Genomic DNA, 25,312 nt, shown 5'->3' on the forward strand with positions numbered 1-25,312 from the left:
GTGGTGCTCCGTTAGCCTGAGAAGAGGCGTAATGCTTGCTCCATGCTGGCCAGCTTGATTTGAGTTTCCTCATACTCATCGGCCGGTCGAGATCCGTGAACAATCCCGCAGCCTGCAAACAAATGGCAATGCCGGGGCGTAATCAGTGCCGAACGCAGGGCCACCAGGAAATCTCCGTTGCCCCTTGCGTCCAGCCAGCCCACGGGCGCCGCATACCAGCCCCGATCAAAACCTTCGTGACGCCGAATGAAGCTCATGGCGGCGGCACCTGGCAAACCTCCTACGGCTGGGGTGGGGTGCAAGGCCTGGATGCCGTCCAGCAAGCTGCGCCCCTCTTCAAGTCGGGCGCTGATGGGGGTGCTCAAATGCTGCACCGTGGCCAGTTTCAGCAGTTCGGGGCGGGTTTGCGCTTGCAGTTCGCTGACGATGCCACTCAAGCCTTGCAGGATGGTCTGCACCACCAATTGGTGTTCGTGCAGTTCCTTGGGGTCCGCTAACAAGCCTGTGCCTAGTTGCTGGTCTTCTTCGGGCGTTGGGGCGCGACGAGCGCTACCGGCGAGGGCATGGGTGCTCAGGCGGCCTTCCTGGCAACTGAGCAGTCGCTCCGGGGTGGCGCCCATGAAACAACTGTCTCCCCGGTGCAGGGCGAACAGGTGGGATTGGTTACGCCGGTCGTGCAGCCGGCGCATGACGGCGCCGCTGTCGAGGGCGGTGTCCAACTGATATTCGATATGGCGGGCAAGCACCACTTTGCTCAGGTAGCCGCGATCGATGGCCTGCAAGGCGTTGGCGACTTTGGCCTGCCACTGCGGCGCTGGCAATGCGTTGTGTTCGATCACCTGGGGGGCCGACGCAGGGGAGTGTTGAGGCGCGAAAAACTGTTGGTAAGCGGCAAGACTGTTGTGCGCCAGTACGGCTGGATCACTGCCGGGTTCTACCACGCATTGGCAACGCAGCCAGCGGCCATGGCTGTCCTCGCTGAGCAACCATTGGGCCAGGTGAAAACTGGCATCGGCAAACGGCGCCCAATGCGGCGTACAAGGTTGCTGCGCGTCGAAACGCATGCCGCCCAGCAGCAGCGGTGGATGGGGACCGTCGATCACCGCGTCGGCACACAACGCGAACCATTGATGGTTGACGTCGGCCAAGCGCTGGCCCCCCGCGGCTTCGATCTGCCAGGCGCAACCCAGGCCGAACAGTGTCAGGTCCGGCGAGTGAGCGCACCAGAAGAAGCCTTGCCGGTGCGCCTCGTAGAGTGCCAAGGGATCGAGGGTCGGTGCGGGACGCGAGCTCACGGCGACGACGGGGCGCTGGTACTTCAGCGCGAACTGGTGCGCGGCTTCGAACACGTTCAATAAGGTGGCTTCGTTCATACCGCTTCGCTCTTTTTTTGCAGCCAGAACGCCGTTTGTTCCGCGATGTACCAATGGATGATCTGGTTGAACAGGCCCTCGATGAATTCACCGTCCAACCCAACCTCCTGCGCCCATCGCCGGCGCTGTGGCAACATCGCCGCGACGCGGTCCGGTGCGGCAATACTGGCCTGGTCGGGCTTGAACGACGAGGCCGCCTTGACGTATTGCATACGCAGCCCCAGGGCATCGACGATCTGCCGGTCGAGGGTGTCGATGGCGTGACGAATGTCCGGCAGGCCGGTGCAGTGTTCCGGGGTTTTCATACCAAGTCTCCTTGAAGGTAGGCCGTGCGTTGCAGCAGGTGATGGATCACGGGGCGTGGCTGTTGCTTGAGGTAAAAATGATCGCCGTCGAACAGGCGAATATCCGGGGCGTGCTCGCTCAGGTCTGCCCAGGCGTGGGCCTGGTCAAGGCTGACGTCCGTGTCTTCGCGAGCCAGCAGCACGTCGATCGGCGCCGCCAAGCGGTCGAGCCGGGTGGGGCGCCAGGTTTCGATGGCCTGGTAGTCACTGCGCAAGGTAGGCAGGAACAGTGCGCGCAGCTGCGGGTTGGCCCATAGGCCGGTGGCCTCGGCGTCCTGGCGCAGAATGTCGGCGATCAGCGCGTCGTCGTCCTGGCGGTGCAGGTCACTGGATGGTTGCCGGTGCGGTGGCGGATGGGCCGAGACAAACACATGTTCGGCACCGACGCCCGCCGCCTCCAGATGCACACCGACGGCGTAGGCCAGCGCCGCGCCCATGCTGTGACCAAACAGCCACAGCGGGCCGGTGGGCAAACTCAACAGCGCCTGGGTAATACGTTCGGCCAGACTGGACAGACACCGAATATGTGTTTCGTTGAACCGCTCTTCACGTCCGGGATACTGCACGGCCAGGAGGTCGATATCCCCCGGCAGATGCGCCAGCCACGGGCGAAAAAAGCTCGCACTGCCTCCGGCATGTGGCAGGCACACCAGGCGGGCCCGGGCGTGTTCTCCTTCACGTAGCACGCGCAACCACGGGGATATTTCACCACTCATAAGGCGTGCACCTGCTCCGCCAGGGCCTTGCGGTTGACCTTGCCCAGGCGCGTCAGCGGGAACTCGCGCAGCACCTGCAAGCGATCCGGCAATTTGTAGGCGGCCAGTCCACGCTCGCGCAGCCAGGCGTTGATCGCTCCCAGCTCGACGTGTTCGGCGTGGGCCAACACACAGGCGCAACTGCGCTCACCCAGCAGCTCATCGGCCAAGGCCACCAGGGCTACATCGCGAATCAACGGATGGCCCAGCAGCAGATTTTCGATTTCCTCCACCGGAATTTTCTCGCCGCCGCGGTTGATCACATCCTTGGTCCGCCCCTCGACGATCAAATGGCCCTCGGGCAGACGCCGCACCAGGTCGCCGCTGCGGTAGAAGCCATCGGCGGTGAAGGCGCGCAGATTCTGTTCGCCGGCGTTGTAGTAACCGCGAATGGTGTAGGGGCCACGCACCAGCAGTTCGCCCACGGCGCCTGGCGCAACCGGTACGTCATCGGCGTCGACGATGCGGATCTCGTCATCGGCGGTCAGCGGCAGGCCCTGGGTTTCGAAGATGCGGGCTTGCGGGTCATCCAGTGGGGTGAAGCACAGCAACCCTTCGGCCATGCCGTACACCTGTTGCAGGCCACAGCCCAGGGCCGGACCGATACGTGCGGCGATCTCGGCCTTGAGCCGCGCGCCGCCGACTTGCAGCCATTGCAGACTGCTCAGGTCGTGGTCGGACCATTGCGCCATTTCCAGCCACAGCAGCACCAGCGGCGGGATCAAAGCGGTGTGGGTGATGCGTTCGGCCTCGATCAGTTCGAAGGTGGTGTCGGGGCTGGGTTCCGGCGCCAACACGAGGGTAGCGCCGACACTGAACACCCCGAGTGCACCGGGTGAGGCCAGGGGAAAGTTGTGCGCCACGGGCAACGCCGCCAGGTAGCGGGTGTGGCTGTCGAAGCCGCACGCGCGGGCTGCCAGGCGCGCATTGCAGGCGTAATCGTCATGGGTGCGCGGGATCAACTTGGGCAGGCCGGTGGTGCCGCCGGACAGCAGCAGCACGGCGACTTCCCGTGAGTCTGGCGCGGACAGTGGACGAGGGTCAGCAACGCAGTCGGCCAGAGACACGAATTCCTCGGCCGCCCCGACCACCCAGACCTGTTGCAGGCTCGGCGCCTGTTCACATAGGGTGCGCGCCAGCGGCCGATAATCGAAGCCCAGGTGCCGATCGACAATCACATAGGCCACGGCCTGGCTCAGTTGGGCCAAGTGGAGCAGTTCATGTTCGCGATGGGCCGGCAGGGCGAACACCGGAATCACGCCCAGGCGCAACAGGGCGAAAGTCAGGCTGAAAAACTCGGCGATGTTCGGCAGTTGCACCAGCACCCGCTGGCCGGCGCGCAGGCCCCGGTCGGCGAGGCCGGCGGCCAAGCGGTCGGCTTGCAGGTCGAGTTCGGCGTAACGCCAGCGCCGATGCCCGTCCACCAGCGCCTCCTTGTGCGGTGTGCGCTGCGCCTGCTCGCGCAGCAATTGGCCCAACGGCACGCCTTGCCAGTAGCCGAGTTCGCGATAACGGCGGATAAAGTCGTCGGGCCAGTCGGTGCATCCATCAAGCATGGCAATCTCCTTGAGCGGTCGGGCAACCCAGCAAACGGGCGCCGTGCAGAATCAGCGGGTGCGCCAGGCCGGCGATTCGCACCGCCTGTACGCCGGTGTATTCGGCCGGCTGGATACGCAGCAACGGGTCGTCACCGGTCAGCAGGCTGAGGGCACTGTGGTCGGCGGGATGTACGCCCAGGTGGATCGCCGCCAAGCCCGTTGCGCCGTTGGGATGAATCATTCGGGGCGGATGCTGGGCCGGCTCATAGGGCGTGACCAGGAAGGGCAGGCGGTCGTGGCGGGGGTAGACGAAACGAAAGCGCGTCTGGCGGCCATCAGCGCAGGTACGCCGCCAGTTCACCGTCCGGCCCATGGCCACGCCGCAGCCCGTCAGGCCCTTGAGGCGCGGCGCCAGGGCGGGGGTCTCGCATAGCAGCGCCAGGTCGCAGAACCCTTCGCCCTGGGCGGCCCAGCGCAACATCCGGCGCCCGGCGCCACGGCCGGCCAGGCAGTCGATGGGCCACTTGAATAGCCAGGCGTGACGCGGTGTGGTGAGCAATTCGATGATCGGCCCCTGGCTGAACCAGATATGCGCGTGTTGCGCGCGGGCCTCGGCAGTGGCGTAGGTGACCTCGAAACCGGCGGCACGAAAATTCGCCACGGCCTGGTGCAAGTTGCGCACCCATAGCAACACATGGCTGCAGGTGGAGGAGGATTGAGCAGTGTTCAAAACGGCAGCGCTCCGAGCAGTTGGGCGGTGGCGTCACCGCAAGGGGGTTGCACGGCGTCGGCCAGGGCCTGAAGTTCAGCCAGCGGCAGCGGGCGGGGCACGGGCGGCTCAATCAAGGCGGGCATGCCGATCCGGTTGTTCATTTCGCGCCAGGCCATGGACACCTCGGTGGCCCAGACGCCGCTGCGCAGGCGCCGCGACGGCTCGTCGATGTCGCGGCATAACTCGTCCAGGGCGACGCTGACCGCGTCGGGCCAGACCTGGTTGAACACCTGCTGGTAGCTCTTGGGCACCTGCGGATCGAGCAGCACCATCGTCGGCCCGGCCAGCCGCTCGCTGCCGGGACCGGCCATGATCAGGCGGTCGGTGCTGTCCCTTAAGGCGTGCAGGCGCGGGTTCCACAGCACCGGGCCGTGGGTGTCGCCCAGGCTCAGTACCCCGGCTTCACAACCGACTTCGAGGCGATGCAACAGGAACGAGTGGTTGTCCGGGTCCTTGGGGTGCACCTGGTTCTGCACCCGCAAGCTGATCGGTACGCCGTTGAAGCGGGCGTCGAGCCGCGTGAAGGGATCCTCTGCGACCGTAGGGGCCGGTGCCGCGAACACCCAGGGCCGCAGACCACCGGCCAGGCGCCCGAGAATATCCAGTAACGGGTAGGCCACCTGGCTGTTGCAAGCGGCTTCGATATACGCCAACCCCTGCCGATCGCGCAGGTAAGCGGCCACGGCGAGAAAGCGGCGGATCGCCAGGATATTCGGGTACAGCGTATTCACCGCATAGGCGGCCTGGCCCTGGCGCGCGGCCTGCATGCACGCGGCGATTTCGCGGTGGTGCACCGGGTGTTCCTGCAACACGTGGATGCCACGGCGTAGAAATTGTTGGGCCAAGTCACCGCCGGCGCCACCGGTTGCCCCGGAGCGCACCACCACGCAGGCGATATCGACCTCATCCGGCACCTGTTCGACGGTCTCGTACAGCGTCACCCCATACTGTTCGGCGCAGGCCTTGGAATAGGCATTGCCGCGGGACAGGATGCCCACCAGTTCGTAGCGGTCATGGGCGCGGGCCAGGGCTTGCAGGTAGATGCGGCCGAACGCGGTGCCGGCCACGATCACACGTTTGCGCGCAGGGGCACCGTTCATGAGCAGGTCTCCGGCAGGCGAGCCCACAGGGCCAGCGTGTGGTTGTCGGGTAACTGGTCGGGCAGCTCGAGGGCCAAGGCGGGCTCTTCCAGGTGCGCGGCCAATGCGGCGCGGCTCAGGCGATGGGCGGGCACCTGGGTGACGAAGACACGATGGCCCAGGCACGCCAGTGGGTGCCCTGCGGCGGGCAGGCTACGGTTGCCCTGGAACCCGGTCCTGGCCAGTGCGGTTTGCCACTGCGTGAGGTTCAGGAAGGTGGCGCTGCTGAGCTGACGTTCATCGTTGGCCTGGTTGAGCATGAAGGCCTGGGAGGCCATCACCCAGAATTCCTCCTGCGTGGGTTCGCTGAATACCAGCCAGCCGCCCGGCTTGAGCAAGGCGAGCAGGGTCGCCAGGGAGCGCTCGGTATCGCGGGCGGCATTGAGCACGCCACCGGCGACGATCAGGTCCCAGCTCTGGCTGCGGTAACCCTGGGCGAGGGCGGGGCGATCGATGTCGAACACGCCATGGCGGACCCACGGCCAGGCCTGCAAACGCTCGGCGGCCTGCTCGCTGAAATAGCGCGACACGTCGGTGCACAGGTAGTCCACCGAAGCCTCGGCCAAGGCCGGTAGCACGGCCTGGGTGGTCGACCCGGTGCCGGCGCCGACTTCAAGCACGCGCAACCGCATGCCGGCCGGTTGGCGTGCGGCCCAGGCGCCGACCCAGTGGGCTACCGCACGGTGCTGGTACTGCGCCGCCAGGCTTTCGCGGTACAACGCCGCCGCTCGGTAGGTACGCCCCTCGGGAAACAACAGGTGCACCGCCGCACAGTCGCCGCGCATCAGCGCCGGCAATTGGCGCGCATTCGCCTGCGCATAGTCGAGAGTGCCGCTGCCGCCGGTGTTGCACGCCCAGTCCAGGGTCAACTGCGCCCAGATGCCCTCCAGGGCGGCGTCGCTCCAGGCACTGGCGTCAAGGGTGGGATGCAATCGGGTGCCTTCGCGGCGCAACAGATCTTGCCCTTGCAGCACGTCCAGCCAGCGTGCGATCAGCGACCGGTGACCCGGCGCGATGCCCGCGTGAGCCAGACCCTGGGCCACATCATTCACCGGTGCCGGCAGCAGGCCGCAATGGTCCAGACCGTTGAGCATCGACAGCAACGCGGCGTGACCCAACCGATCATTGAGCCGTACCGCTTCAACAAGTCGCTCGGTGGAAAACTGCCGGTCGAGGGCCACTTCAGTGGCATCCAGGTAGTCCTCAACCCATCCTGTCTCACAAGGGTGAGGCACAGCGAACAAGGTCTGGCCGTGCAGCGCGACGCTGCTCACCGCGGGGTGCCCAAGGGCTCGCTCGCGCCAGCGTTGCTGCTCGAGCTTGACGCTGGCCAGGTCGCGCCATTGCCCAAGAGCATCGGTAAACCCCAGGACGCTGCAATTGAGCTGCGCCGCCGCCCGCTCGGCGAGTTGCCAGTCGCCCGGTTGCGCCGTGACGAACAACACCTGTTCCAGGTGGCTCAGGTCGGTCAAAGGCAGGGCGGGAAAGTCCAGCAGCCGTTCCAGCTGTTCGGCGTTCATCACCGCCACGGCGGGGCGCTGGCGTTCGATGACGGCCAACAGACGAGCCGGGGAGCGTTGATGAATGCCCAGGTCGGTCAGGGCAGGCAAATGCCATGGGAACGTGCCGACGGGCAGGTCGATCAGCAGGGTGTCAACGTTCAGCGTCATCGTGAAACTCCTATGGCGTGAAACAAGCGCTGCCCGGCGGCCGCCAGCGGGTCGGTTGCCGCGGGCCATACCTCAAGCAACTGGAAACCCCGGCTCTGCAAGGCCTGGCCCCATGCATCGGGTGTCATGAACGCCTCATCCGTACCGCGTAACGGCGCATTGGCGGGCGGTGACAGCAGCAGGTGCATGAAGGTCAACATGGCCGGGTTGTCCGCGATGGACTCACTGAACAACAAGCTCCCGCCGTCCCGCAGGCAGGCGCGAATCTGCCCGAGGCTGCGGGGCAAATCGCGGGCGTTGTGCAGCACATTGCCGGCGACCACCAAGTCCTGACTGCGCGCCTCGACGCCTTGCTGGGCGAAGTCGCGGTCCAGGTCGAGCAAGCCGAAGTGCATCCCCGGCTCCAGGCGAAACTGGCGCTGGGCCGCGCCGCTGAAAAGCGAGCTGATGTCGGTGAAGCGATAGCTCTTCTTGCGTGCTTGCAGCGCGGCCAGCACGGCGTGGGTGGTGCAGGCGGCGCCAGCGCCCAACTCCAGCACCCGCAGCCGATCGCCGTGGGCACTGACTTCGGCTGCACGTGCGGCGAGGGCCTGATTGATCGCCGTGGTGAACAGGTTGTGCTGGTAGGCACCCAGCACCGCGACGGGGTCACCCGTTTGCAACAGCAACGGCGCCAGGGCGAGTTGATCGCGCAACAGGCCGGGCAGGCAGTCGATGACCTGGCTGTGCAGGGGCGCCATGCTGGTCGGGAAGCCCAGTTCGGCGTATAGCCGGGGCAAGTTTTCGACTGCGGCTTTGGGTGGCGTGCCTTGCCAGGCGAGGCGTTCAGCGTCTTCGCACAGCGCACCGGCACGGCTCAGGGCCGCCAGCCAGCGCCGCACAATCCAGGCATGGCGGGGGGCCGTGCCCAAGGCCTGGTTGATTTGCCCGGCGCTGCGCCAGACCTGCAACGGCAAGGCCTGGGTGTGCAGCAGTACCTGGGCCATCACCCCCAGGCTCACGTGTTCAAGTTCATTCAGGGCGATGTTCATAGGCAGCCTTCTTCAACGGTATGCAAGTGATCGAGCGGACCGTCCAGCAGGTTCAACGCACGGATCGCCGAGGTGCGTTGCAGGCGTTCGAGGCTGGCGGCGGGCGGCAACGCCTGAGCGGCGTAATGGCAGCCGGCACGGATTTCATCGCTCGCTACGCTGACCACCGTGGCAGCGGCCATTGCACCGGTCAGCGCCGCGTTGCCTGCGCCGCTGAGCACCAGGCTGCGGGTGCGCGCCTGGTCGTCCCACAGCCCGTCGAGTTGCAGCAGCAACGTGACGAAGGGGGGCTGGCCGCTGAGGTCCAGCCGGCTGGCCTCGCACAATCGCTGCACGGCTTCGATACGTGGCAGGCTGTGGGCCAGGTCCAGCGCCTTGAGCACATGTCCGTCGGTGATCACGTTGAACCAATGGCCGACATTCAGGCGCAGGTCTATGGCCAGGCGTTCGCCTTCCTGATTCAAATAGGGCAGTAAGTGAACCTGGCCGGGGAAGCAGGGCAGCAGCACGTCTCGGCTGCGGCGCAGCGCTCTACTGCAGCGGCCGTTGTACCAGGCCGCCAGGGGTTCGCTGGTGCCGTCTACCGCCCCTTGCAGGAAGTCGTCGGCGGCCACCGCGGTGAATTGGTCACGCAGGCCGAAATAGCTGGTCAGGCCCAGGACCTGGGTAAATGCCTGCTCGGCCAGCCAACGCGGCAGCAAACCGGTAAGCCCCGGTTGCAGGCCGGCACCGAGGACGGCGCAACGGTCGGGCCATTGACTCGGCTCGAGCGTCATGTCACCGGCAGCATCCACGTAATGCGCATGGGTTTGCAGCGCCGCCTCGGCGGCACGGTCCGCCAATTGCCAGGAGGGCCCGGCGCAGTTGAGCAGCACGTCGCAGCCACGGGCGAACCCGGCCAGGGCGGGGGCATCATTGAAGTCCACTACTGTCCATTGCAGGTGTGCGTCGGGCCATTGCTGCTGGAGCGATGCCAGGCAGCGCGCACCGTTGCGTGGGTCACGCCCGCCCAGGCGCAGCTCGTTCACGCCCAAGTTCAACAGCGCCCGAGCGCTGGCCAGACCGACATCGCCACTGGCACCCAGCACTCCGATCAGCATGGCTGGGCCTGCGCATTCAGCCGCCAGCCGCCGGCACGCTGGCGATCACGCCAGAACCCGGTGTAACGCCCGTCGAGGGCCAGCAGTTGCGAGTGAGTGCCTGCTTCCACCAGGCTGCCCTGGTCCAGCACCAGAATCTGCTCGGCGGCCATGATGGTCGGCAGGCGATGGGCGATGACCAATACCGTCGAGCTTTGCTTCAGGCTACGAATGGCCGTCTGCACAAAGGCTTCGTTGTGCGGATCCAGGGCGGCGGTGGCTTCATCCAGCAGCACGATCGGGGCGCGTTTGAGCAAGGCCCTGGCCAGGGACACCCGCTGGCGTTCGCCACCGGACAGTGCCGCGCCGCCTTCGCCCACCGGGGTGTGCCAGCCCTGGGGCAGGCGCGCGACAATTTCATCGACGCCGGCCAGTCGCGCCGCTTCAGCCACCTGCTGCGCAGTGGCGTCCGGCCTGCCGACACGGATGTTGGCTTCGAGGCTGTCGTCGAACAGGTAGACGTCCTGCATCACCAGCGACAGTTGCGCCATCAAGGCTTCGTTGGACAGTTCGCGTACATCGACACCGCCGACCTTGACGCGGCCCTCGGTCGCATCGAAAAAACGCATGAGCAGGCGCGTGACGGTGGTCTTGCCCGAGCCCGAGGCGCCGACAATCGCCGTCATCGAATGGGCCGCTGCAGTGAAGGTCAGGTCGCGCAGCACCGTCGGGCCGCTGGCGTAGGCGAAGCTGACGTGTTCGAAGGCAAAGCTGCCGGGGGCGGTCAACGGCTGACTGACCGGGGGTTGCGGCAATGGCGACTCGCGCAGGATGCCGACCAGTTGGTCCAGGTCATTGCCGGCCATGCGCAACAGGCCGCTGCGCGCCGCCACCTCGGCCAGCGGCCCGACAAATCGTGCCGCCAGGGCGAGCAGGGCGATCAGTTGGATGGCGTCGATTTCGCCTCGGACAGCCAGGGCGATGCCCACGCCCACTAGCAGCGCGAAGGCCAGTTGCACGGTCAGGCCGCCGGCGAGCAATTTGGGAAAGGTCTGGGCCAACATCGAACCGCCGGCCTGTTTCTGCGCCAGGTTGGCCGCCTGCAAGGGCGCGTAGCCCTCCTGGGTCCGGCCAAAGGCGCGCAGCACTTGCTGGTAGCGGGCGAACTCCACCACGCGGTTACCGGCGAGGGTCGCGGCGGCTTCGACCCGGGCATCGTTACGGCCAATGGCAGCGGCCGACCCGTGATGGGCGAAATAGATCAGCGGCGCGCAGAACACGGCGGTCAGGCCCAGGCGCCAGTCGAAGATGAACAAGGTCAGGGCGACCGTGGCCGGTACCACCACCCCGGACACCACCGGTCCGAGGTAATGGGCAAACAAACCGGTGACCATCAACGTGCCGCTGGTGGCACTGCGCGACAGGCGCCCGACTTTCTCCGAGTTGAACCAGCCCAGGGGCAGGCTGGCCAGGTGTTGGCCGAGGCGATCATGCAAAGTGGTCAACACAACCAGCGCGAGGGCAAAGCCCTTCATCGCCTGCTGGTAATGGGCAAAGCAGGTCAGCACGGCCATCGCCGCCAGGCCGGCCAGCCAAGCCGTCGCCGTGGGTAGATCACCGGCAAACAACGCGTGCAGGATCGGCACCAGCAACGCGACGGCCAGCCCTTGCAGCACGGCGCTGGTCACCAGCCACGCGAGGTATCGATAGAGGCGTGTGGCGTGAGCCGGCCCCAGTAACGTGACAAGACTGTGGATCACAGGGACATCTCCAACTCGGGAACGGAGGTCTTGGCGCCGGCGCGCCAGAGGTGGGCATAGGCGCCGTTGGCCTGAAGCAGGGCTTCGTGACGACCGCTTTCCAGCACGCGGCCCTGATCGAGGACGACGATCTGGTCCACCCCGCTGATGCTGGCCAGACGGTGCGCAATCACCAGTACCGTGCGACCCCGGGCCAGGGCCGACAGGGCGTCCTGGATCAACGCCTCGGATTCGGGGTCGGCGTGGGAGGTGGCCTCGTCGAGGATCAGCACGGGCGTGTCGGCCAACAGCGTGCGGGCGATGGACAGGCGTTGTGCTTCACCGCCGGAGAAAATCGCATCCTCGCCGATCACCGACTGATAGCCCCGGGGCAGGGCCTGGATGCGTGGGTGAATCTGCGCCGAGCGAGCGGCCGCCTCCATTTCTGCATCGCTGGCGTCGGGGCGGCCCAGGCGCAGGTTATCGGCCACGGTCCCGTGCACCAGTTGCGCGTCCTGCAAGACGAAACCGACCTGCCGGTACAGCTGGCGCGGATCGATCTTGCGCACGTCGACACCACCGACTCGCACGCAGCCAGCGTTGACGTCGTGAAAGCGCGGCACCAGTTTGGCCAAGGTCGATTTGCCCGCGCCGGACGCGCCAACCAAGGCCGTCACGCTGCCGGCCGGGCAGTGCAGGTCAACGCCGTTCAGGATCGGGTGCTCGGGATCGTAGCCAAATTGCACGTGTTCAAAGGTGATGTCGCTGCCCTGGGGTGGCTTGCCTACATTTGGCGTGGGCAGCTCTTCAACCGTGAGCAGTGCTTCGATGCGGTCGGCAGCCGCCAAGGCGGTGCGTTGGGCGGTGAGGCTCTGATTGATCACCAACAGCGACTGCGGAATCACCACCGCCACCAAGGTTTCGGCGAACAATTGCAGCGGCGTGATCCCGCCTTCGGCCAGCAACAGGCTGCCCACCCCCAGGCTTACCAACAGAATCACCGGGACACTCAAGGCCATCGAGGAAAACGCTTCCAGGCGCAGCAGCGGTTTGACCCAGCCGGCGTATTGCTCGCTGAACTGGTTGACCGCCTGCTGATAGCTGCGATGAGCCTGGCCCTCTTGCCCGAATGCCTTGACCACGGCAATGCCGTGGACAAACTCGACGATGGCGGCGCTGACTCGGCTCATGCTCTTGTCCAGCAACTGCATCTTGGCGCCGAAGCCGCGCATCATCAGGGCGTAGGCCAGCGCATAAACCGGCAATGTCAGCACCGCCAGCAATGCCAGGCGCCAGTTCAGCGTGACCAGCCACACCAGCCCCGCCACGGGCGTGACGATGGCCGCGGTGAGTTCCACCGCGTGGTGGGCGACCAGGTGATGCAGGTCTTCAAGATCGTCCTGCACCACTTTGCGCACCGCGCCCGAGGTGGTGTCGGTGTACCAGCCCAGGGGCACGCGCCCCAGCTTGCGCACCATGGCTTCGCGCAGGCTGGCCTGCAGGCGGTGGTCCGCCAGATGGGTCAACCACAGGGCCACGCCGTTGGCCATCCAACCCAGGCTCAAGGCGATCACCACCAGCGCTGCCCAGCGCCACAAGGCCTGGGTGTCGACGCTGCCGGCCAGCAGCAACCGACCCAGCTCGGTCAGACCGGTAAAGGGCACCAGGTTGACCAGCGCGCCGACCGCGGCAAACACCACGCCAATACGGATCAGGCGGTTGACCGGGCGTTTCAGGGTCTCCAGGGCGGTGCTCATGAGTTTTTCCGAAGGGCGTCCAGCAGGTGCGCGGTGACGATGTGGACGTGGGGCGGTTCGATCACACTGAAGTGGTTGCCGGGCACGTCGATCAAGTCGAACCGCCCCAGGCACGCGTCTTCCCAGAACGGTGCTGCCAGGTGGCCAACGCCGCCGGTGATGCCGAACGACTGCTGCTCCAGGCAGCGCAGGTAGGTCATGTTGCCGAGGAACGGCGGCGGGTCGAACCTTGCCGCGCGCATGCTGTGGCGGCACACGCGAAACAGCGTCGGCACCAGCTCCGGGCCGATGGGCACCCCGGCCTGGCCCGACGCCAGGCGCGCGTACTCGGCCAGGCGTTGTTCCTGGCTGCGCGCCGATTGTTGTCGCACCGCCAGCGCCAGGGCTTCCAGGCCCGGGTCGCCGCTCAAGGACGCCATGGCCCCGGCCGGCACGCGGCGATTGTCACGGGCCATCAGCAGGTCGATGGCGCGGTACACGTCGTAGTCTTCGATGTGCGCGCCAAACACGGTTTTGACCGGGTCCAGGTTCAGGTTGGGCACGAAGATCGCCTCGTAGGCCAGCTCTTCGTCGGTGTCGATGAACATCGGAATGCTGTCGATCAGGCTCAGGTCCACCACGTCCATGCCGCGTTCGAGCAAACGCCGGGCGACTTCGGTGGCGAGCAGCCCGCCGAGGCAGTAACCGATCAACTGGAAGCGCTGGTGACCGTCGGCGATCAAGCGTTCGGCGTAGTCCTGGGCCACGCTTTCGATCAGGCGCTTGGGCTCCAGGGCCAGGTAGCGCTCGGTGTCGGCCACGGCAAAGCCGATCACCGGCCCGGCCTGCTGCTCGGCCAGGGCGCGCCCCAGGTGTTGGAAGTAATCCAGGGTGCCGAGGGCGGCGTGGAACATCACCCGCACCGGGCCGACCTCGCCACCGCCGAACGGCACCACCAACGCATTGCTGCTAGATGAACGCTGGGCTTCGCCGCTCGCCGCAGCGCTGGCCGGCGCGCTTTCGCCGTGGTTGAGCAGGCGCGCCAGGGCGGTGACATTCGGCTCGTTGAGCATCTGCCGCAGCAGCGTGTCGTAACTCAAGCCCTGGGCCTGGGGCAGTTGTTCACGCAGTTGACCGGCGACACGGGCGAGGATCAGTGAGTCCGCGCCTTTCTCGTAGAAACTGTCGTCGGCGCCAATCTGCGTCAATCCCAAGGCCTCGGCCCATAGCCGACACAACTCGGCGGTGAGGGGATCGCTCGGCGCCGCCTGGCCAGCAGACACCTGTGCATCGGCAGCGGGGCGCAACCCGGCCAGGGCCTTGCGATCGACCTTGCCGTTGGCGGTCAATGGCAAGCGGTCGAGCACTTGCAGGTGCGCTGGCAGCATGTAGTCGGGCAAGCGCTGCGCCAGGGCGCGACGCAGGCTGTCGACATCCAGGCGCTGGAACCCGGCCTTGAAACGGGCGGCGAACACCTGCATGCCGAGGGCGGCCAACGGGTGATCCACCAGGGGCAGGGCCGGCAGGCATTCACCCCCGAAGGACTTGATCCGCGCCTGCCAGGTCTCGGCGTTGTGCAAACCGCTACGGCCCAGGTCGTGGTTGCCGTTGACCGGGGTCATCATGAAGCCCTGGGTCAGCAGGATCGGCGGCCATTCACCGGTGGGTTCGCTGAACACCAGCCAGCCACCGGGGCTGAGCAATTCGGTGATCTGACCGAGGGCTTTGTCGATGTCCTTGACGCTGTTGAGCATGCCCGCGCACAACACGATATCGACGCTGTTGCTGGCTAGCCCTTGGGGACGAATGTCCTGGTCGATGTCCAGCACGCCGTAGCGCACCCAGGCGTGCTCGGCAAAACGTTGCTTGGCCGCCGGCAGGAAAAAAGCGGTCATGTCGGTGAACAGGTAATCGACCTCCAAGCCATCGAGCAGGCCGATCACTGGCGCGCTGGTGGCGCCGGTGCCGGCGCCGATTTCCAGGATACGCAGCGGACCGTCGCCGTCATGGTGAGTGGCGAGGCGGTTGATCAGTGCCGCGATGCTGTGATTGTTGTAGCGCGAGACGGCGTCCCCGCCGTACAGCTGCAACGCCAGGTCCTGTTGACCTTGGGGAAACAGCAGGTCGAACGGGTTGACCTCGCCCTTGAGCAGTTGCGGCAACTGCCAGATATGGTTGAGCTGGTAGTCGAACAGCGTTTGGCTGCACAGCCCCGCGGCGATGGCTTGTTCCACCCGACCCCAGGCAAGCGCCGGCTCTGGCGCGGGTTGCGCCAGTCGATAGCGCGATTGTTCGAGTTGCACCAGGCCAGCCTCGCACAGCGAGCCGAGCCAGCGGCGCACCAGCCAGTGATGGCGCGGCTGTGCCTGCAGGGCGTTGAGAATGGCTGGTGCATCGGGTTCGGTCAGCGCGCCGCTGAACAACCCGGCCTTGAGCATCACCTCCAGCATCGAGCTCAATGCCGCGACACTCAGGTCGGCCTGATAATCGCGTACGTGTTGCGCGTCAAACGTACCGACCTGGCTGTCGGCATAACGATTGATCGTTGTGAACAAGGACGCGTCCGGCAGGGGTTGGGGCGCTGTCCGCGCCGCGGTGACGAAGGCCAGCAGGCTGCGTTCGCCGGTCGCGTCACCGGTGACCAGGCTGATTGCGCTGTCGACGCCGGGGGTGGCGAGCAATGCGGCGTCGATCTCGCCCAGTTCAACGCGATGCCCGCGGATTTTCACTTGGCCGTCTTCACGGCCAAGGAACTCCAGCTCGCCACCCGGCAGGTAGCGACCACGGTCGCCCGTGCGATACAGGCGCTGGCCATCCACGGGATGGGCGAAGAACCGCGCCTCGCTCAGTGCCTGGTCGCCGAGGTAACCCTGGGCCAGGCCGACCCCTGTGATGTACAGGTCGCCGGGCACCCAGGTCGGGGCGTCGCGCCATTGGCTGTCGAGCACGCGAAAGCCCTGGTTGGCCAAGGGCAGGCCATAAGGAATGCTGCGCCACGCCGGGTCAATCGCGCCGATCGGGTGCAGGTTGGACCAGATCGAGGCTTCGGTCGCGCCACCGAGGCCCACCAGGGCCAGGCCGGGCAAGAGCTGTTGAAGTTGCGGCGGCAGGTTCAGCGCGATCCAGTCACCGGACAACAACGCCAGGCGCAGGCTGTCCAGTGGCCGGGGTTCGGCATGCAGGTAGTGGGCGAGCATGTGCAGTTGCGCAGGCACCGAATTCCACAGCGTCACCTGGTGCCGCTGCACCAACTCGGCCCAGTGCGAAGGGTCGGCGCCGCGCGCCGGGTCGGGCAGCACCAGTGCGCCACCCACGGCGAGGGGACCGAAGAGGTCGTACACCGACAGGTCGAAACTCAGCTGTGCCAACCCCAGCACGCGGTCTTTGGCGCCGAGTTGAAAGCGGCGGTTGATGTCTTGCACGGTATTGAGGGCGGCGCGATGGCTGATCATCACGCCTTTGGGATCGCCCGTGGAGCCGGAGGTGAAGATCACGTAGGCGAGGTCATCGGGGCTGCCGTCGACCGCTTTGAAATCGGCCGATGCGGGCACCAGTTGATCCACCGCATGCCAGTGCAGTCCATCAGTCAGCGGTGTGTGGGGCAAGGCGTGGGACTGGCCGAGTACATGACGCACCTGGGCGCTGCGCAGCACGCGGTCGCGGCGGGCGGCCGGGGCGTTGCTGTCGAGTGGCAGGTAGGCCGCCCCGGCGAGCAATACACCATAGGCCGCCACGACCTGGTCGAGGCCTTTGGGCATGAGGATCGCCACCGGCTCCTGGGCGGCGCAACCGGCCTGGCACAGGGTGGCGGCGACGGCGAGGGCGCGTTCGACGAGCGCGGCATAGGTCAGGCTGCCGCTGGCGTCGATCACCGCCAGCGCCTGTGGAGTTTCAGCGGCCATGGTCAGCAGGCCGTCCTGCAAGCGCCCGGTGGACAGCGGCGCGGCGGTGGCATTCGCCGCCAGGCGCTCACGCTGTTGCCAGGCCGGCAGGGGCACGTGCATCGGTTGTTCCCAGGCGGCCGGGTCCAGGGCCAATCGCTGCAACTGAGCCAGGAACGCCTGCTGCATGTCGTTGACCAAACCGTCGGGGAACACGCCTTGGCGCACGTCCCAATGGATGTGCAAACCGTTGAGGTCATCCATCACCTGGCAGTCGAGGGAGACCTGTGGGGTCTGGGTAATGCCGTGGCCCATCCGGCGCTGGCTGGCCGCCAGAGGTTCGATCGCCAGGCCAATGGCGCTGGTGAACACCACTGGCATGGCCGCGGCTTCACGGCCCCGACGGCGGCCGATTTCGCGCATCACTTCAATGCCGGAAAACAACCGGTGCTCCAGGTCGGCAAACAGTTGGCTGCCCAATTGCCGGGCCTGCTGGGTGAAGTCCTGGTCTTGAGGATCGTTGACCTGCAACAGGCTTACGGAGGTGAAGTCCCCCACCAGCCGATCCACCTGTGGGTGCAGCGGCAAGCGGTTGAGCAGCGTCAGGTTGAGGCTGAAGGCAGCGCGCTGGCTCCAGCGCTGCAGGGTTCCGACATAGGCGGCGAGCACTGCAATGGAAGGGGTCAGGCCGCGTTCGCTGGCAGCCTTTTTCAGGGCGCTCCATTGTGGCTGATCGAGCCGGGCCGAGTGCCGCTGAAAACGCGGTACGGTCGTGTCTTCGCCGCTCAAGGGGGCAGGCAATTGTGGCGCGGCGGGCAAGTCGTCGACGCGCGCCAACCAATACTCGCGATCGCGTTGATGGCGACTGCTTTCGAGTAAGCCACGCTCGGCCAGCAGATAGTCGCGGAAGGTGATGTCCAGAGGCGGCAGGGCGGCTAGGGGATCGTCCAGCAACTGCTCCAGCTCGTTGAACAGCAGCTGTGCGCTGGCCCAGTCGGCAATCAGCGAGTCCATGGAAAAGTGCAGGGTGTCGCCGCTGTCGCTGCGGCTCAAGCGCAATTCGAACAACGGCCATTGATCGGTGGGGTAGAGCTTCTGTTCCATGCTCTGGCGGATCTGTTGCACGGCGTGCTGATGCTGTTCACTTGTGGCGCCGCGCAGATCGGCGACGGCCAGCGGGTAATGGGCCACGTTGGCCAGGACGCGTTGCGAACCCTCGCTGGCGATCACCGCGCGCAGCATGTCGTGACGCTCGATCAGACGGTTCCATGCTTGTTCCACCCGGTGTGGATCGAGCACTGGCCAGCTCAGTTCCAGGTAACCGTGGCAGGCCACATTGCCGTAGCCAAACGAAGATTGGCGGCCCAAGAGGTAGGCGTTCTGCACATCGGTGAGCGGGAAGGGCGCGTGGTGGTTCGCCGGGTCGGCCTGGACCAGCGGCTGTTGCTGTATTTCGAGCAGGTGCAGGATCTGTTGTTTGTGCTCGCGCAGTTGTGCCAGGCACTCGGCATTGAGCAGGCCTTGGGGCGCGCGGAATTTCAGTTGTCCGTCCTGGGGCCAGAGTTCGACGCCCAGGGACTTGAGTTCACTTAGCAGTTTGGCGGCGGGCATGGGTACAGCTCCTGGAGAAAAGAGAGGATGTACGGGCATCAGATGACGCCCTCTTCAACGGTGTCCGAGGTGGGTTGGCGCTCAAGGATCTGCGCCACCTCCGTCAAGGTGGCGGCGCCGAACAACTGGCCCATGGGCAGTTCAAGGCCCAGGCGGGTACGCAGCATTTCGAGAAAGCGCGTGGCCAGGAGGCTGTCGCCACCGAGGCGGAAAAAGTTGTCGTGGCGCGACACGCTCGGCACGTTGAGCAATTGCTGCCAGAGTTCGGCGATCACTTGTTCGTCCGGGCGCAGCGGTTGTTCGTCCACCGCCGGGCGCGACTGAGCGGCGTCGGCCAAGGAGGCCTGCAGCGCCCGGCGATCGATCTTGCCGTTGCTGCTCAGGGGCAGGCGTTCCAACACCAGGATCTGCTCCGGGCGCATGTACCCCGGCAGGCACTGCTCCAGGTATCGCGCCAAGACCTGCGCGTCGGTGCTGGCGGTCACGGCAGCCATCAGTCGGTTGTCCGTGACCAGCGCCACGGCCCTGTTGACGCAGGGGTGACGGGCGAGGGCGGCCTCGATTTCGCCCAGCTCGATGCGATGGCCGCCGATCTTCACCTGGCTGTCGGCGCGCCCGAGAAATTCCAGCAGGCCATCGGGGTGGTAGCGGCCCAGGTCGCCGGTGCGGTACCAGCCATCGACAAAGCGCTCGGCATTCAACTGTGGCGCATGGCGATAGCCGCGGGCGACACCGGCTCCACCAATCCACAACTCGCCGGTCACCCAATCCGGGCAGTCCCGGCCCAGGGCATCGACCACCCGATAGGCCTGGTTGGCCAGCGGCACGCCGTAGGGGATCGAACGCCAACCCGGCAGCGCTTGCTGCACTGGGTAATGGTTCGACCAGATGGCCGCTTCGGTGGCGCCGCCCAGGGCGATAAAGCGACAGTCAGGGGCCTGTTGCCGCAGGCGCTGCGGTAGATCGAGGCCAATCCAGTCGCCCGACAGCAACGCCACGTTCAGGCCCAGTGGCTGGCGGTCGTGGGCGTTGGCTTCGAGCAACATGTCCAGCAGGGCCGGCACGCTGTTCCACAGCGTCACGCGATGGCGTTGCACGGCCTTGAGCCAGGCCCGGGCATCGCGGCGCTGGTCCTCATCGATCAAGACCAGCGCACCACCCACCGACAGCAGGCCGAACAGGTCGTACACCGACAGGTCGAAGTCCAGTGCGGAAAGGGCCAGCGTGCGGTCGCTGGCGTCGATGCCATAGCAGCGGTTGATCTCGGCCACGGTGTTCATCGCCGCGCGATGGGTGATTTCCACGCCCTTGGGCTGGCCGGTGGAGCCGGAGGTGTAGATCACGTAAGCCAGCTCTGCGGCCGAGACGGCGAACGGCGCGGGCAGCGGTTCAGCGTCCAGCGCGCGGAACGGATCGAGGTGTTTGACGCTCGGCAGTTGCGGGTCGTGCCCGGCAAGCATCACGGTCACGCCGGCCTGTTGCAGGATGCGTTGGCAACGCTGCAACGGTTGGTCGACACCGACCGGCAGGTACGCGGCACCCGTTGCCAGAATGCCGAGCACGCTGGCGATCTGTTGTGGGCCCTTGGCCAGGGACACGGCTACCAGATCGCCAGGCGCAACACCCGCGTCCACCAGGCTGCGGGCAATGCGCAGTGCCCGCTCGGCGAGTTCGCCATAGCTCAGCGTGCCGTGCTCACCCCACAACAGCGCCGGGTGTTGTGGCGCTTGGCGTGCCTGTTCGAAGAAGCCCTGGTGCAAGGTCGGGTCACCCGGCACGCTCGGGCCCGGGGCATTGAGCCGGGCGCGCAATTGCGCCTGGGCTTGCGGCAACAGGTCGGGCGGCGCGCTGTCCCAGGCGTGCTCGGCCAGCCAGTTCAAGCTGTGCAGGTAGGCGTCGAACATCGCTTCGACCAGGCCTTCGGGAAACAGGCCGACCACCCGGTCCCAGTTCAAGGCAATGCCGCCGTTGGCTTCCACCACCTGATGGTCGAGCCAGACCTGTGGGGTTTGGGTCAGGCCAAAGACTTGCCGGGCAAACGGTCCATCCACCGGCGCGGCCGTGCCATCCGGGACCCCGAGCGCACTGGTGAACACCACGGGCATGCTCGCCTGCTGCTCGCCATTGCCCCGGGCCAACTGCCGCAGCAGGCTGACCGAGCCGAGGCAACGGTGTTCCAGCGCCTCACCCAGGGTTCGCTGGGTACGCCGTGCGCGATCGACCCAACGTTCGCCAGGCACCGGTACATAGCCAAGCAGCGTCAGGGAGGTGAAATCGCCCATGACCTGATCGATCTGGGGGTGCAGCGCCCGACGATCGAACAGCGTGAGGTTGAGGCTGAGGTCGGGGCGCGCACTCCAGCGGCCGAGGGTTTCGGCAAACGCGCAGAGCAGTACGGCCGATGCGGTGAGGCCATGCTGTTGGGCCTTGGCCAGGATCGCCCCCCAGGCTTGGGCATCGATCTGCCCTTGCAGGCGCTCGAAGCGCGGTCGACCCAGGCTGGCGGGGTCAACCGCCAGCGGCAGTTGCGGAGGCGGCGGCAACTCGGGCAGGCGCTCTTGCCAGAAGTGTTGCGCGGCTTGCCGTTCGGCCGCCTCCACGGCGGATTGCAATTGATAGTCGCGGAACGACAGCTCCAATGGCGCCAGGGTCAAGCCGGGGTCACGGTACAAGGCATCGAGTTCTGCGTAGAAGCGCAGGATGCTCAGGGCATCGAGGATCAGGTTGTCCAGGCTGATGGCCAGCCGCGTGTGCAGGCCATAGGTCACGGCCTGCACATCGAACAGCGGCCACTGGCCCGGATCGAACACGCGATGGGCACAGTGTTTGCGCAAGTCGTCGAGGCTGGCGTAGTCCTGGCCGATTGCAAAGGACGGCAGCTGTTGCAGGGGCAGGATGCGGGCCTGGCCGTGTTGATCGAACACGGCACGGAGCATTTCGTGGCGCTCGATCAAGCGATCCAGCGCGTTCTGCAGGCGCGCAAGGTCGAGGTCCTCGACGTCGTATTCGCGATAGAAGTGGCAGCTCACGCCGCCCAGTACCAGGCTCGAGTCACGACCCAGCCAATAGGCTTGCTGCACCTCGGTCATGGGGAAGGGCGCATGGCGTTGTGGCAGGTCGGGCACAATGGTGTACCGCGGTTCGGCCTGGGCCTGTCGATGCAAATCGGCACAAAAGTGCGCCAGTACCGGTTTGGCAAAGACCTGGGCGATCCGCGCGCCCCCCAGCCCCTGTTCTGCAAGCAGGCGTACCAGGCGGGTGGCGCTCAGGGAATCACCGCCCAGGGCAAAGAAGTTGTGTTCACGGCAGACTTCACCGCAACCCAGCAACTGCTGCCAGGCACGCGCCACCTGTACTTCGATGTCACCGCAGGGAGGGGACAGATTGGCCTGCACGGGGGCGCTGTTGGCCGCCAGCCAGTCGGTCAGTACTTTGCGATCCACCTTGCCGTTGCCGGTCAAGGGCAACTGCGCGCAGCCCAGGATCGTGCTGGGAATCATGTAGCTCGGCAGACGCTCGGCCAGATGTTGGGCCAGGCCCGATGGGTCCAAGCGTGTGGGTGTCGCGGGGCCGTCCGTCAGGCGCACCACCGCCGCCAATTGCTGGCCGGCCAGCAGCGTCACCGCGTGTTCGATGCCTGGCCAGGCCAGCAATGCGCTTTCGACTTCCCCGGCTTCGATGCGGTAGCCGTGCAGTTTGAGCTGGAAGTCGGTGCGCCCGAGGAATTCGACGTTGCCGTCAGGGTGATAGCGCGCACTGTCGCCGGTGCGGTACCAGCGCAGGCCTTGATAGTCGACAAAGCGTTCAGCGCTGCGCACCCGGTCGCCGCGATAACCCTCGGCAACACCGGCACCGCCGATCCACAGTTCACCGGCCACCCAGTCGGGGCAGTCGTGGCCGTGCGGGTCGACAATGCGCAAGCGGACATTATCCAGCGGCGTGCCATAGGGCAGGCAGTGCCAGGGCAGCGGTTGGCCGGGCCGCACTTCGAACAGCGTCGAGTGAATCGCGGTTTCGGTGGCACCGCCCAAGGCCATGAAGCGGCAGCTGGGGGCTTGGGCCCACAGCCTTGGCGCAAGATCCGGGGCCACTTTGTCACCGCCGAGCAACACCGCGCGCAGGGGCAGGCTGGCGTCGGCGGGGGCGCAACCGAGCAGCATGTCGAGCAACGCCGGCACGCAGTTGAGCACGCTGGCGCGATGCAGCAGGGCCAGTTCGCGCCAGCGTCCGGCATCGCGCTGGGCCTCGGGCTCGATGCCGATCACCGCTGCTCCCGTCGACAGCGCGGCAAACAGATCGAACACCGACAGGTCGAATTCCAGCGCCGAGAGCGCGAGGATTCGGTCCTCGCTGTTCAGTTGCAAGCGCCGTTGCAGGTCTTCCAGGGTGTTGGCGGCAGCCATATGGCTGATTTCCACGCCCTTGGGCTCACCCGTGGAGCCGGAGGTATAGAGGATATAGGCCAGGTCGCTGACCGTTCCGGGCCGAGGGGCGTCCAGCGCGGTGCTGGCGGCGGGCAGTTGCGTGAGCAACAAGCGGGCACCCGACGAATCGCAGATTCTCTGGCAACGGGTCGCAGGTTGATCGACGCTGATGGGCAGGTACGTGGCGCTGCACGCCAGGATGCCCAGCACCGCGATCACCTGCTCGGGACCCTTGGGCAGTTGCAACGCCACCACGTCGCCGCGCCGGATGCCTTGGTCTTCCAGGTAAGCCGCCACTTGTAGGGCGCGTTCGGCGAGCTCGCCGTAGTGGATGACGGAGTGATTGCCGTGTAACAACGCGGGCAGGGCGGGAGTCAGGCGCGCCTGGGTAAAAAAGGCTTCGTGCAGGCGCTTGACCGGCAGGGGCGCCACCTGGCCTTGGACGGTATTGCGTACCGCAAGTTGGCTTGCAGGGATCAGCGCCGGAGGCGGCAAGTCCCACGCCGCGGCTTCAAAACACAGGCGCTGCAGCAAGCCGGTATAGGCTTGGAACAAGCCATCCAGTACACCGTCGGCGAACAACCCTTCACGGGCGTCGAGATTGACCAGGATGCCGCCATCCAGCTCGGTGACCTGGGCGTCGAGCCACACTTGCGGGCCTTGGGAAATGATCCAGGCCGGTTGACCGAAACACGCCTGCACACCCTCGGCGAACAATTCCCCCAGCCCCAGGGCGCTGGTGTACACCACCGGCGCCAGCACTTGCTCACCCCGTTGCCGGGACAGTTCGCGCAGCACCTCCAGGCCGGAAAACGCGCTGTGTGCCGCATCGCCGTGGAAGCGCCGTTGCAGGGCCGTGGCGCGAGCGGCGAAAGTACCGGCGACGTGACCGTCCCAAGCCAGCAGGATCGATGAAGTGAAATCGCCGACCAGGCGCTCGACATCGGCATGCAGCGGCGTGCGGTTGAATAGGGGCAGGTTGAGCAGCAGCTCGGGTGTCTCGCACCAGGCGCCAAGGGCTTCACAGAACACCGCCGCCAAGGCCATCGCCGGCGTCAGGCCGTGCTCCCGGGCGTGGCGCTCGAAGGCCTGGCGTTGTGACGGCGGCAGCCAATGGTGACGGCGTCGCACCTGGCGATCGTCGCTCTGGGGCTTGAGTGGCAAGCGCGGGGCGCCGGGCAATTGGTCCAGGCGCTGTAGCCAATAGTCACGGGCTCGTAGATGAAGCACACGTTGCTCGGGGCTGGCGTGTTCATGGCGCAGGTCCGCCAGGTAGCGGGCAAAGCTGTAGTCCAGCGCGGCCAGGGGGTGTTGGCGATACAACTGCACCAGGTCACCGAGCAGGGTGCGCAGGCTCAGGGCATCGGCGGCGAGCATGTCGAGGTTCAGGTGCAGGCGCGTCCCGTCGGGCAGCAACGACAACTGGATGTCCAGTACCTGACCTTGTTCAACGGCCAATTGGCGGTGGGACAACTCCGCGCGCAACGCTTCCAGCCGTTGCTGTTGTTGCTCGGCGTTGGCCTGGCGCAAGTCATGCACCTTCAACCCCGGCCAAGGGCTGCGAGCGAGGATCCGCTGGCGGCCGTCTTCGAGAAACTGCGCGCGCAACATCGGGTGGCGCGCCAGCAGCGCCCGAACGGCGGCTTCCAAGCGGATCGGGTCGACATCGCGGCGATCGAATTCGTTATAGAAGTGCGCGGCTACACCGCCCAACTGCTGGCCGGGGGCGCGTCCGATCCAATAGGCGTGTTGCATCGGCGCCAGTTCGAAAGGCTCCCCGTCGTCCACTTGCGCGGTAGTTGTGGTCGGGGCACGGGTCTCCACATCGAGCATGGCCAGCCAGGCTGACAGGCGCGGATCGGCGATCAGTTCAGCAAAACGCGCGGCCAGGCCGTGGCGGCGCCATTGGCCGGCGAGGCGAATCAGGGTGACGGAGTCCAGCCCCCATTCGATCAGGTTCGCCTCCAGGGGAATCTGGTCGGCGGGCCGGTCGAGGGCCTGGGACAGGGATTGACGCAGCAGTGTTGCGGTTGAGGTGCTGGGAGTGGCCATGGCTCAACGTCTTCTCATTGCTAGGGCCCGGACCGGGGTTGGCCCAGGCGCTGGGGGCAGGCAGTTGCATGGGGGAAGATGCTAGTCATTCTCATTTTGCCAACTACCCGGATCGAATCGTTTTTGCCCCGCATCCGCGTATCGCTCACCGGTTGCAGTGCCGTGGTG

General features: G+C 66.2%; 13 protein-coding genes. All 13 read right to left on the reverse strand.

The genetic code is table 11. The features are described from left to right. Positions 1-11 precede the first annotated feature (11 nt). From AD662_RS11620 to AD662_RS11680, 13 genes are read right to left on the reverse strand one after another with little or no spacing between them, the layout of a single operon-like run. The gene (locus AD662_RS11620; RefSeq protein ID WP_053187336.1) at positions 12-1,373 is read right to left on the reverse strand and encodes an isochorismate synthase; all 1,362 of its coding nucleotides are present in this window, start codon (positions 1,371-1,373) and stop codon (positions 12-14) included. Beyond that, positions 1,370-1,678, reverse strand: coding sequence for an isochorismate lyase (locus AD662_RS11625; protein WP_018605337.1), 309 nt, complete (start codon positions 1,676-1,678; stop codon positions 1,370-1,372). Before AD662_RS11625 ends, AD662_RS11620 begins: the two co-directional genes overlap by 4 nt. Then, on the reverse strand, positions 1,675-2,433 hold the full coding sequence (locus tag AD662_RS11630) for a thioesterase II family protein (protein ID WP_053187341.1): 759 nt from the start codon (positions 2,431-2,433) through the stop codon (positions 1,675-1,677). The genes AD662_RS11625 and AD662_RS11630 overlap by 4 nt, the downstream gene beginning before the upstream one ends. Then, the gene (locus AD662_RS11635; RefSeq protein WP_018605334.1) at positions 2,430-4,028 is read right to left on the reverse strand and encodes a (2,3-dihydroxybenzoyl)adenylate synthase; all 1,599 of its coding nucleotides are present in this window, start codon (positions 4,026-4,028) and stop codon (positions 2,430-2,432) included. Before AD662_RS11635 ends, AD662_RS11630 begins: the two co-directional genes overlap by 4 nt. Beyond that, a complete protein-coding gene (locus AD662_RS11640) occupies positions 4,021-4,740 on the reverse strand; it encodes a VOC family protein (RefSeq protein ID WP_053187343.1) in 720 nt (239 codons plus the stop codon). Before AD662_RS11640 ends, AD662_RS11635 begins: the two co-directional genes overlap by 8 nt. Next, entirely contained in the window at positions 4,737-5,882 is a 1,146-nt protein-coding gene (locus tag AD662_RS11645) for a Gfo/Idh/MocA family oxidoreductase (protein ID WP_053187347.1), read from the reverse strand. The genes AD662_RS11640 and AD662_RS11645 overlap by 4 nt, the downstream gene beginning before the upstream one ends. Continuing rightward, complete coding sequence (locus AD662_RS11650; protein WP_235862397.1) at positions 5,879-7,591, reverse strand: class I SAM-dependent methyltransferase; 1,713 nt, start codon at positions 7,589-7,591, stop codon at positions 5,879-5,881. Before AD662_RS11650 ends, AD662_RS11645 begins: the two co-directional genes overlap by 4 nt. After that, positions 7,588-8,622, reverse strand: a complete 1,035-nt coding sequence (locus AD662_RS11655) for a class I SAM-dependent methyltransferase (protein WP_053187349.1) — start codon at positions 8,620-8,622, stop codon at positions 7,588-7,590. The genes AD662_RS11650 and AD662_RS11655 overlap by 4 nt, the downstream gene beginning before the upstream one ends. After that, entirely contained in the window at positions 8,619-9,722 is a 1,104-nt protein-coding gene (locus tag AD662_RS11660) for a saccharopine dehydrogenase NADP-binding domain-containing protein (RefSeq protein WP_053187352.1), read from the reverse strand. The genes AD662_RS11655 and AD662_RS11660 overlap by 4 nt, the downstream gene beginning before the upstream one ends. Next, the gene (locus AD662_RS11665) at positions 9,716-11,461 is read right to left on the reverse strand and encodes an ABC transporter ATP-binding protein (RefSeq protein WP_053187355.1); all 1,746 of its coding nucleotides are present in this window, start codon (positions 11,459-11,461) and stop codon (positions 9,716-9,718) included. Before AD662_RS11665 ends, AD662_RS11660 begins: the two co-directional genes overlap by 7 nt. After that, entirely contained in the window at positions 11,458-13,197 is a 1,740-nt protein-coding gene (locus AD662_RS11670; protein WP_053187358.1) for an ABC transporter ATP-binding protein, read from the reverse strand. The genes AD662_RS11665 and AD662_RS11670 overlap by 4 nt, the downstream gene beginning before the upstream one ends. After that, positions 13,194-18,668 (reverse strand): non-ribosomal peptide synthetase, encoded by a 5,475-nt coding sequence (locus AD662_RS11675; protein WP_053187359.1) that lies wholly within the window; start codon positions 18,666-18,668, stop codon positions 13,194-13,196. Before AD662_RS11675 ends, AD662_RS11670 begins: the two co-directional genes overlap by 4 nt. Positions 18,669-18,706: 38 nt before the next feature. Further along, positions 18,707-25,144, reverse strand: coding sequence for a non-ribosomal peptide synthetase (locus AD662_RS11680; protein ID WP_053187362.1), 6,438 nt, complete (start codon positions 25,142-25,144; stop codon positions 18,707-18,709). Between the last annotated feature and the right edge of the window lie 168 nt (positions 25,145-25,312).

It is taken from the genome of Pseudomonas kilonensis (assembly GCF_001269885.1).
Taxonomy (GTDB): Bacteria; Pseudomonadota; Gammaproteobacteria; order Pseudomonadales; family Pseudomonadaceae; genus Aquipseudomonas; species Aquipseudomonas kilonensis.

Excerpts from the sequence above, each read along its gene's own strand:
- AD662_RS11620 (WP_053187336.1), bottom strand. The coding sequence starts at position 1,373 with ATGAACGAAGCCACCTTATTGAACGTGTTCGAAGCCGCGCACCAGTTC.
- AD662_RS11625 (WP_018605337.1), bottom strand. The coding sequence starts at position 1,678 with ATGAAAACCCCGGAACACTGCACCGGCCTGCCGGACATTCGTCACGCC.
- AD662_RS11630 (WP_053187341.1), bottom strand. The coding sequence starts at position 2,433 with ATGAGTGGTGAAATATCCCCGTGGTTGCGCGTGCTACGTGAAGGAGAA.
- AD662_RS11635 (WP_018605334.1), bottom strand. The coding sequence starts at position 4,028 with ATGCTTGATGGATGCACCGACTGGCCCGACGACTTTATCCGCCGTTAT.
- AD662_RS11645 (WP_053187347.1), bottom strand. The coding sequence starts at position 5,882 with ATGAACGGTGCCCCTGCGCGCAAACGTGTGATCGTGGCCGGCACCGCG.
- AD662_RS11650 (WP_235862397.1), bottom strand. The coding sequence starts at position 7,591 with ATGACGCTGAACGTTGACACCCTGCTGATCGACCTGCCCGTCGGCACG.
- AD662_RS11655 (WP_053187349.1), bottom strand. The coding sequence starts at position 8,622 with ATGAACATCGCCCTGAATGAACTTGAACACGTGAGCCTGGGGGTGATG.
- AD662_RS11660 (WP_053187352.1), bottom strand. The coding sequence starts at position 9,722 with ATGCTGATCGGAGTGCTGGGTGCCAGTGGCGATGTCGGTCTGGCCAGC.
- AD662_RS11670 (WP_053187358.1), bottom strand. The coding sequence starts at position 13,197 with ATGAGCACCGCCCTGGAGACCCTGAAACGCCCGGTCAACCGCCTGATC.
- AD662_RS11675 (WP_053187359.1), bottom strand. The coding sequence starts at position 18,668 with ATGCCCGCCGCCAAACTGCTAAGTGAACTCAAGTCCCTGGGCGTCGAA.
- AD662_RS11680 (WP_053187362.1), bottom strand. The coding sequence starts at position 25,144 with ATGGCCACTCCCAGCACCTCAACCGCAACACTGCTGCGTCAATCCCTG.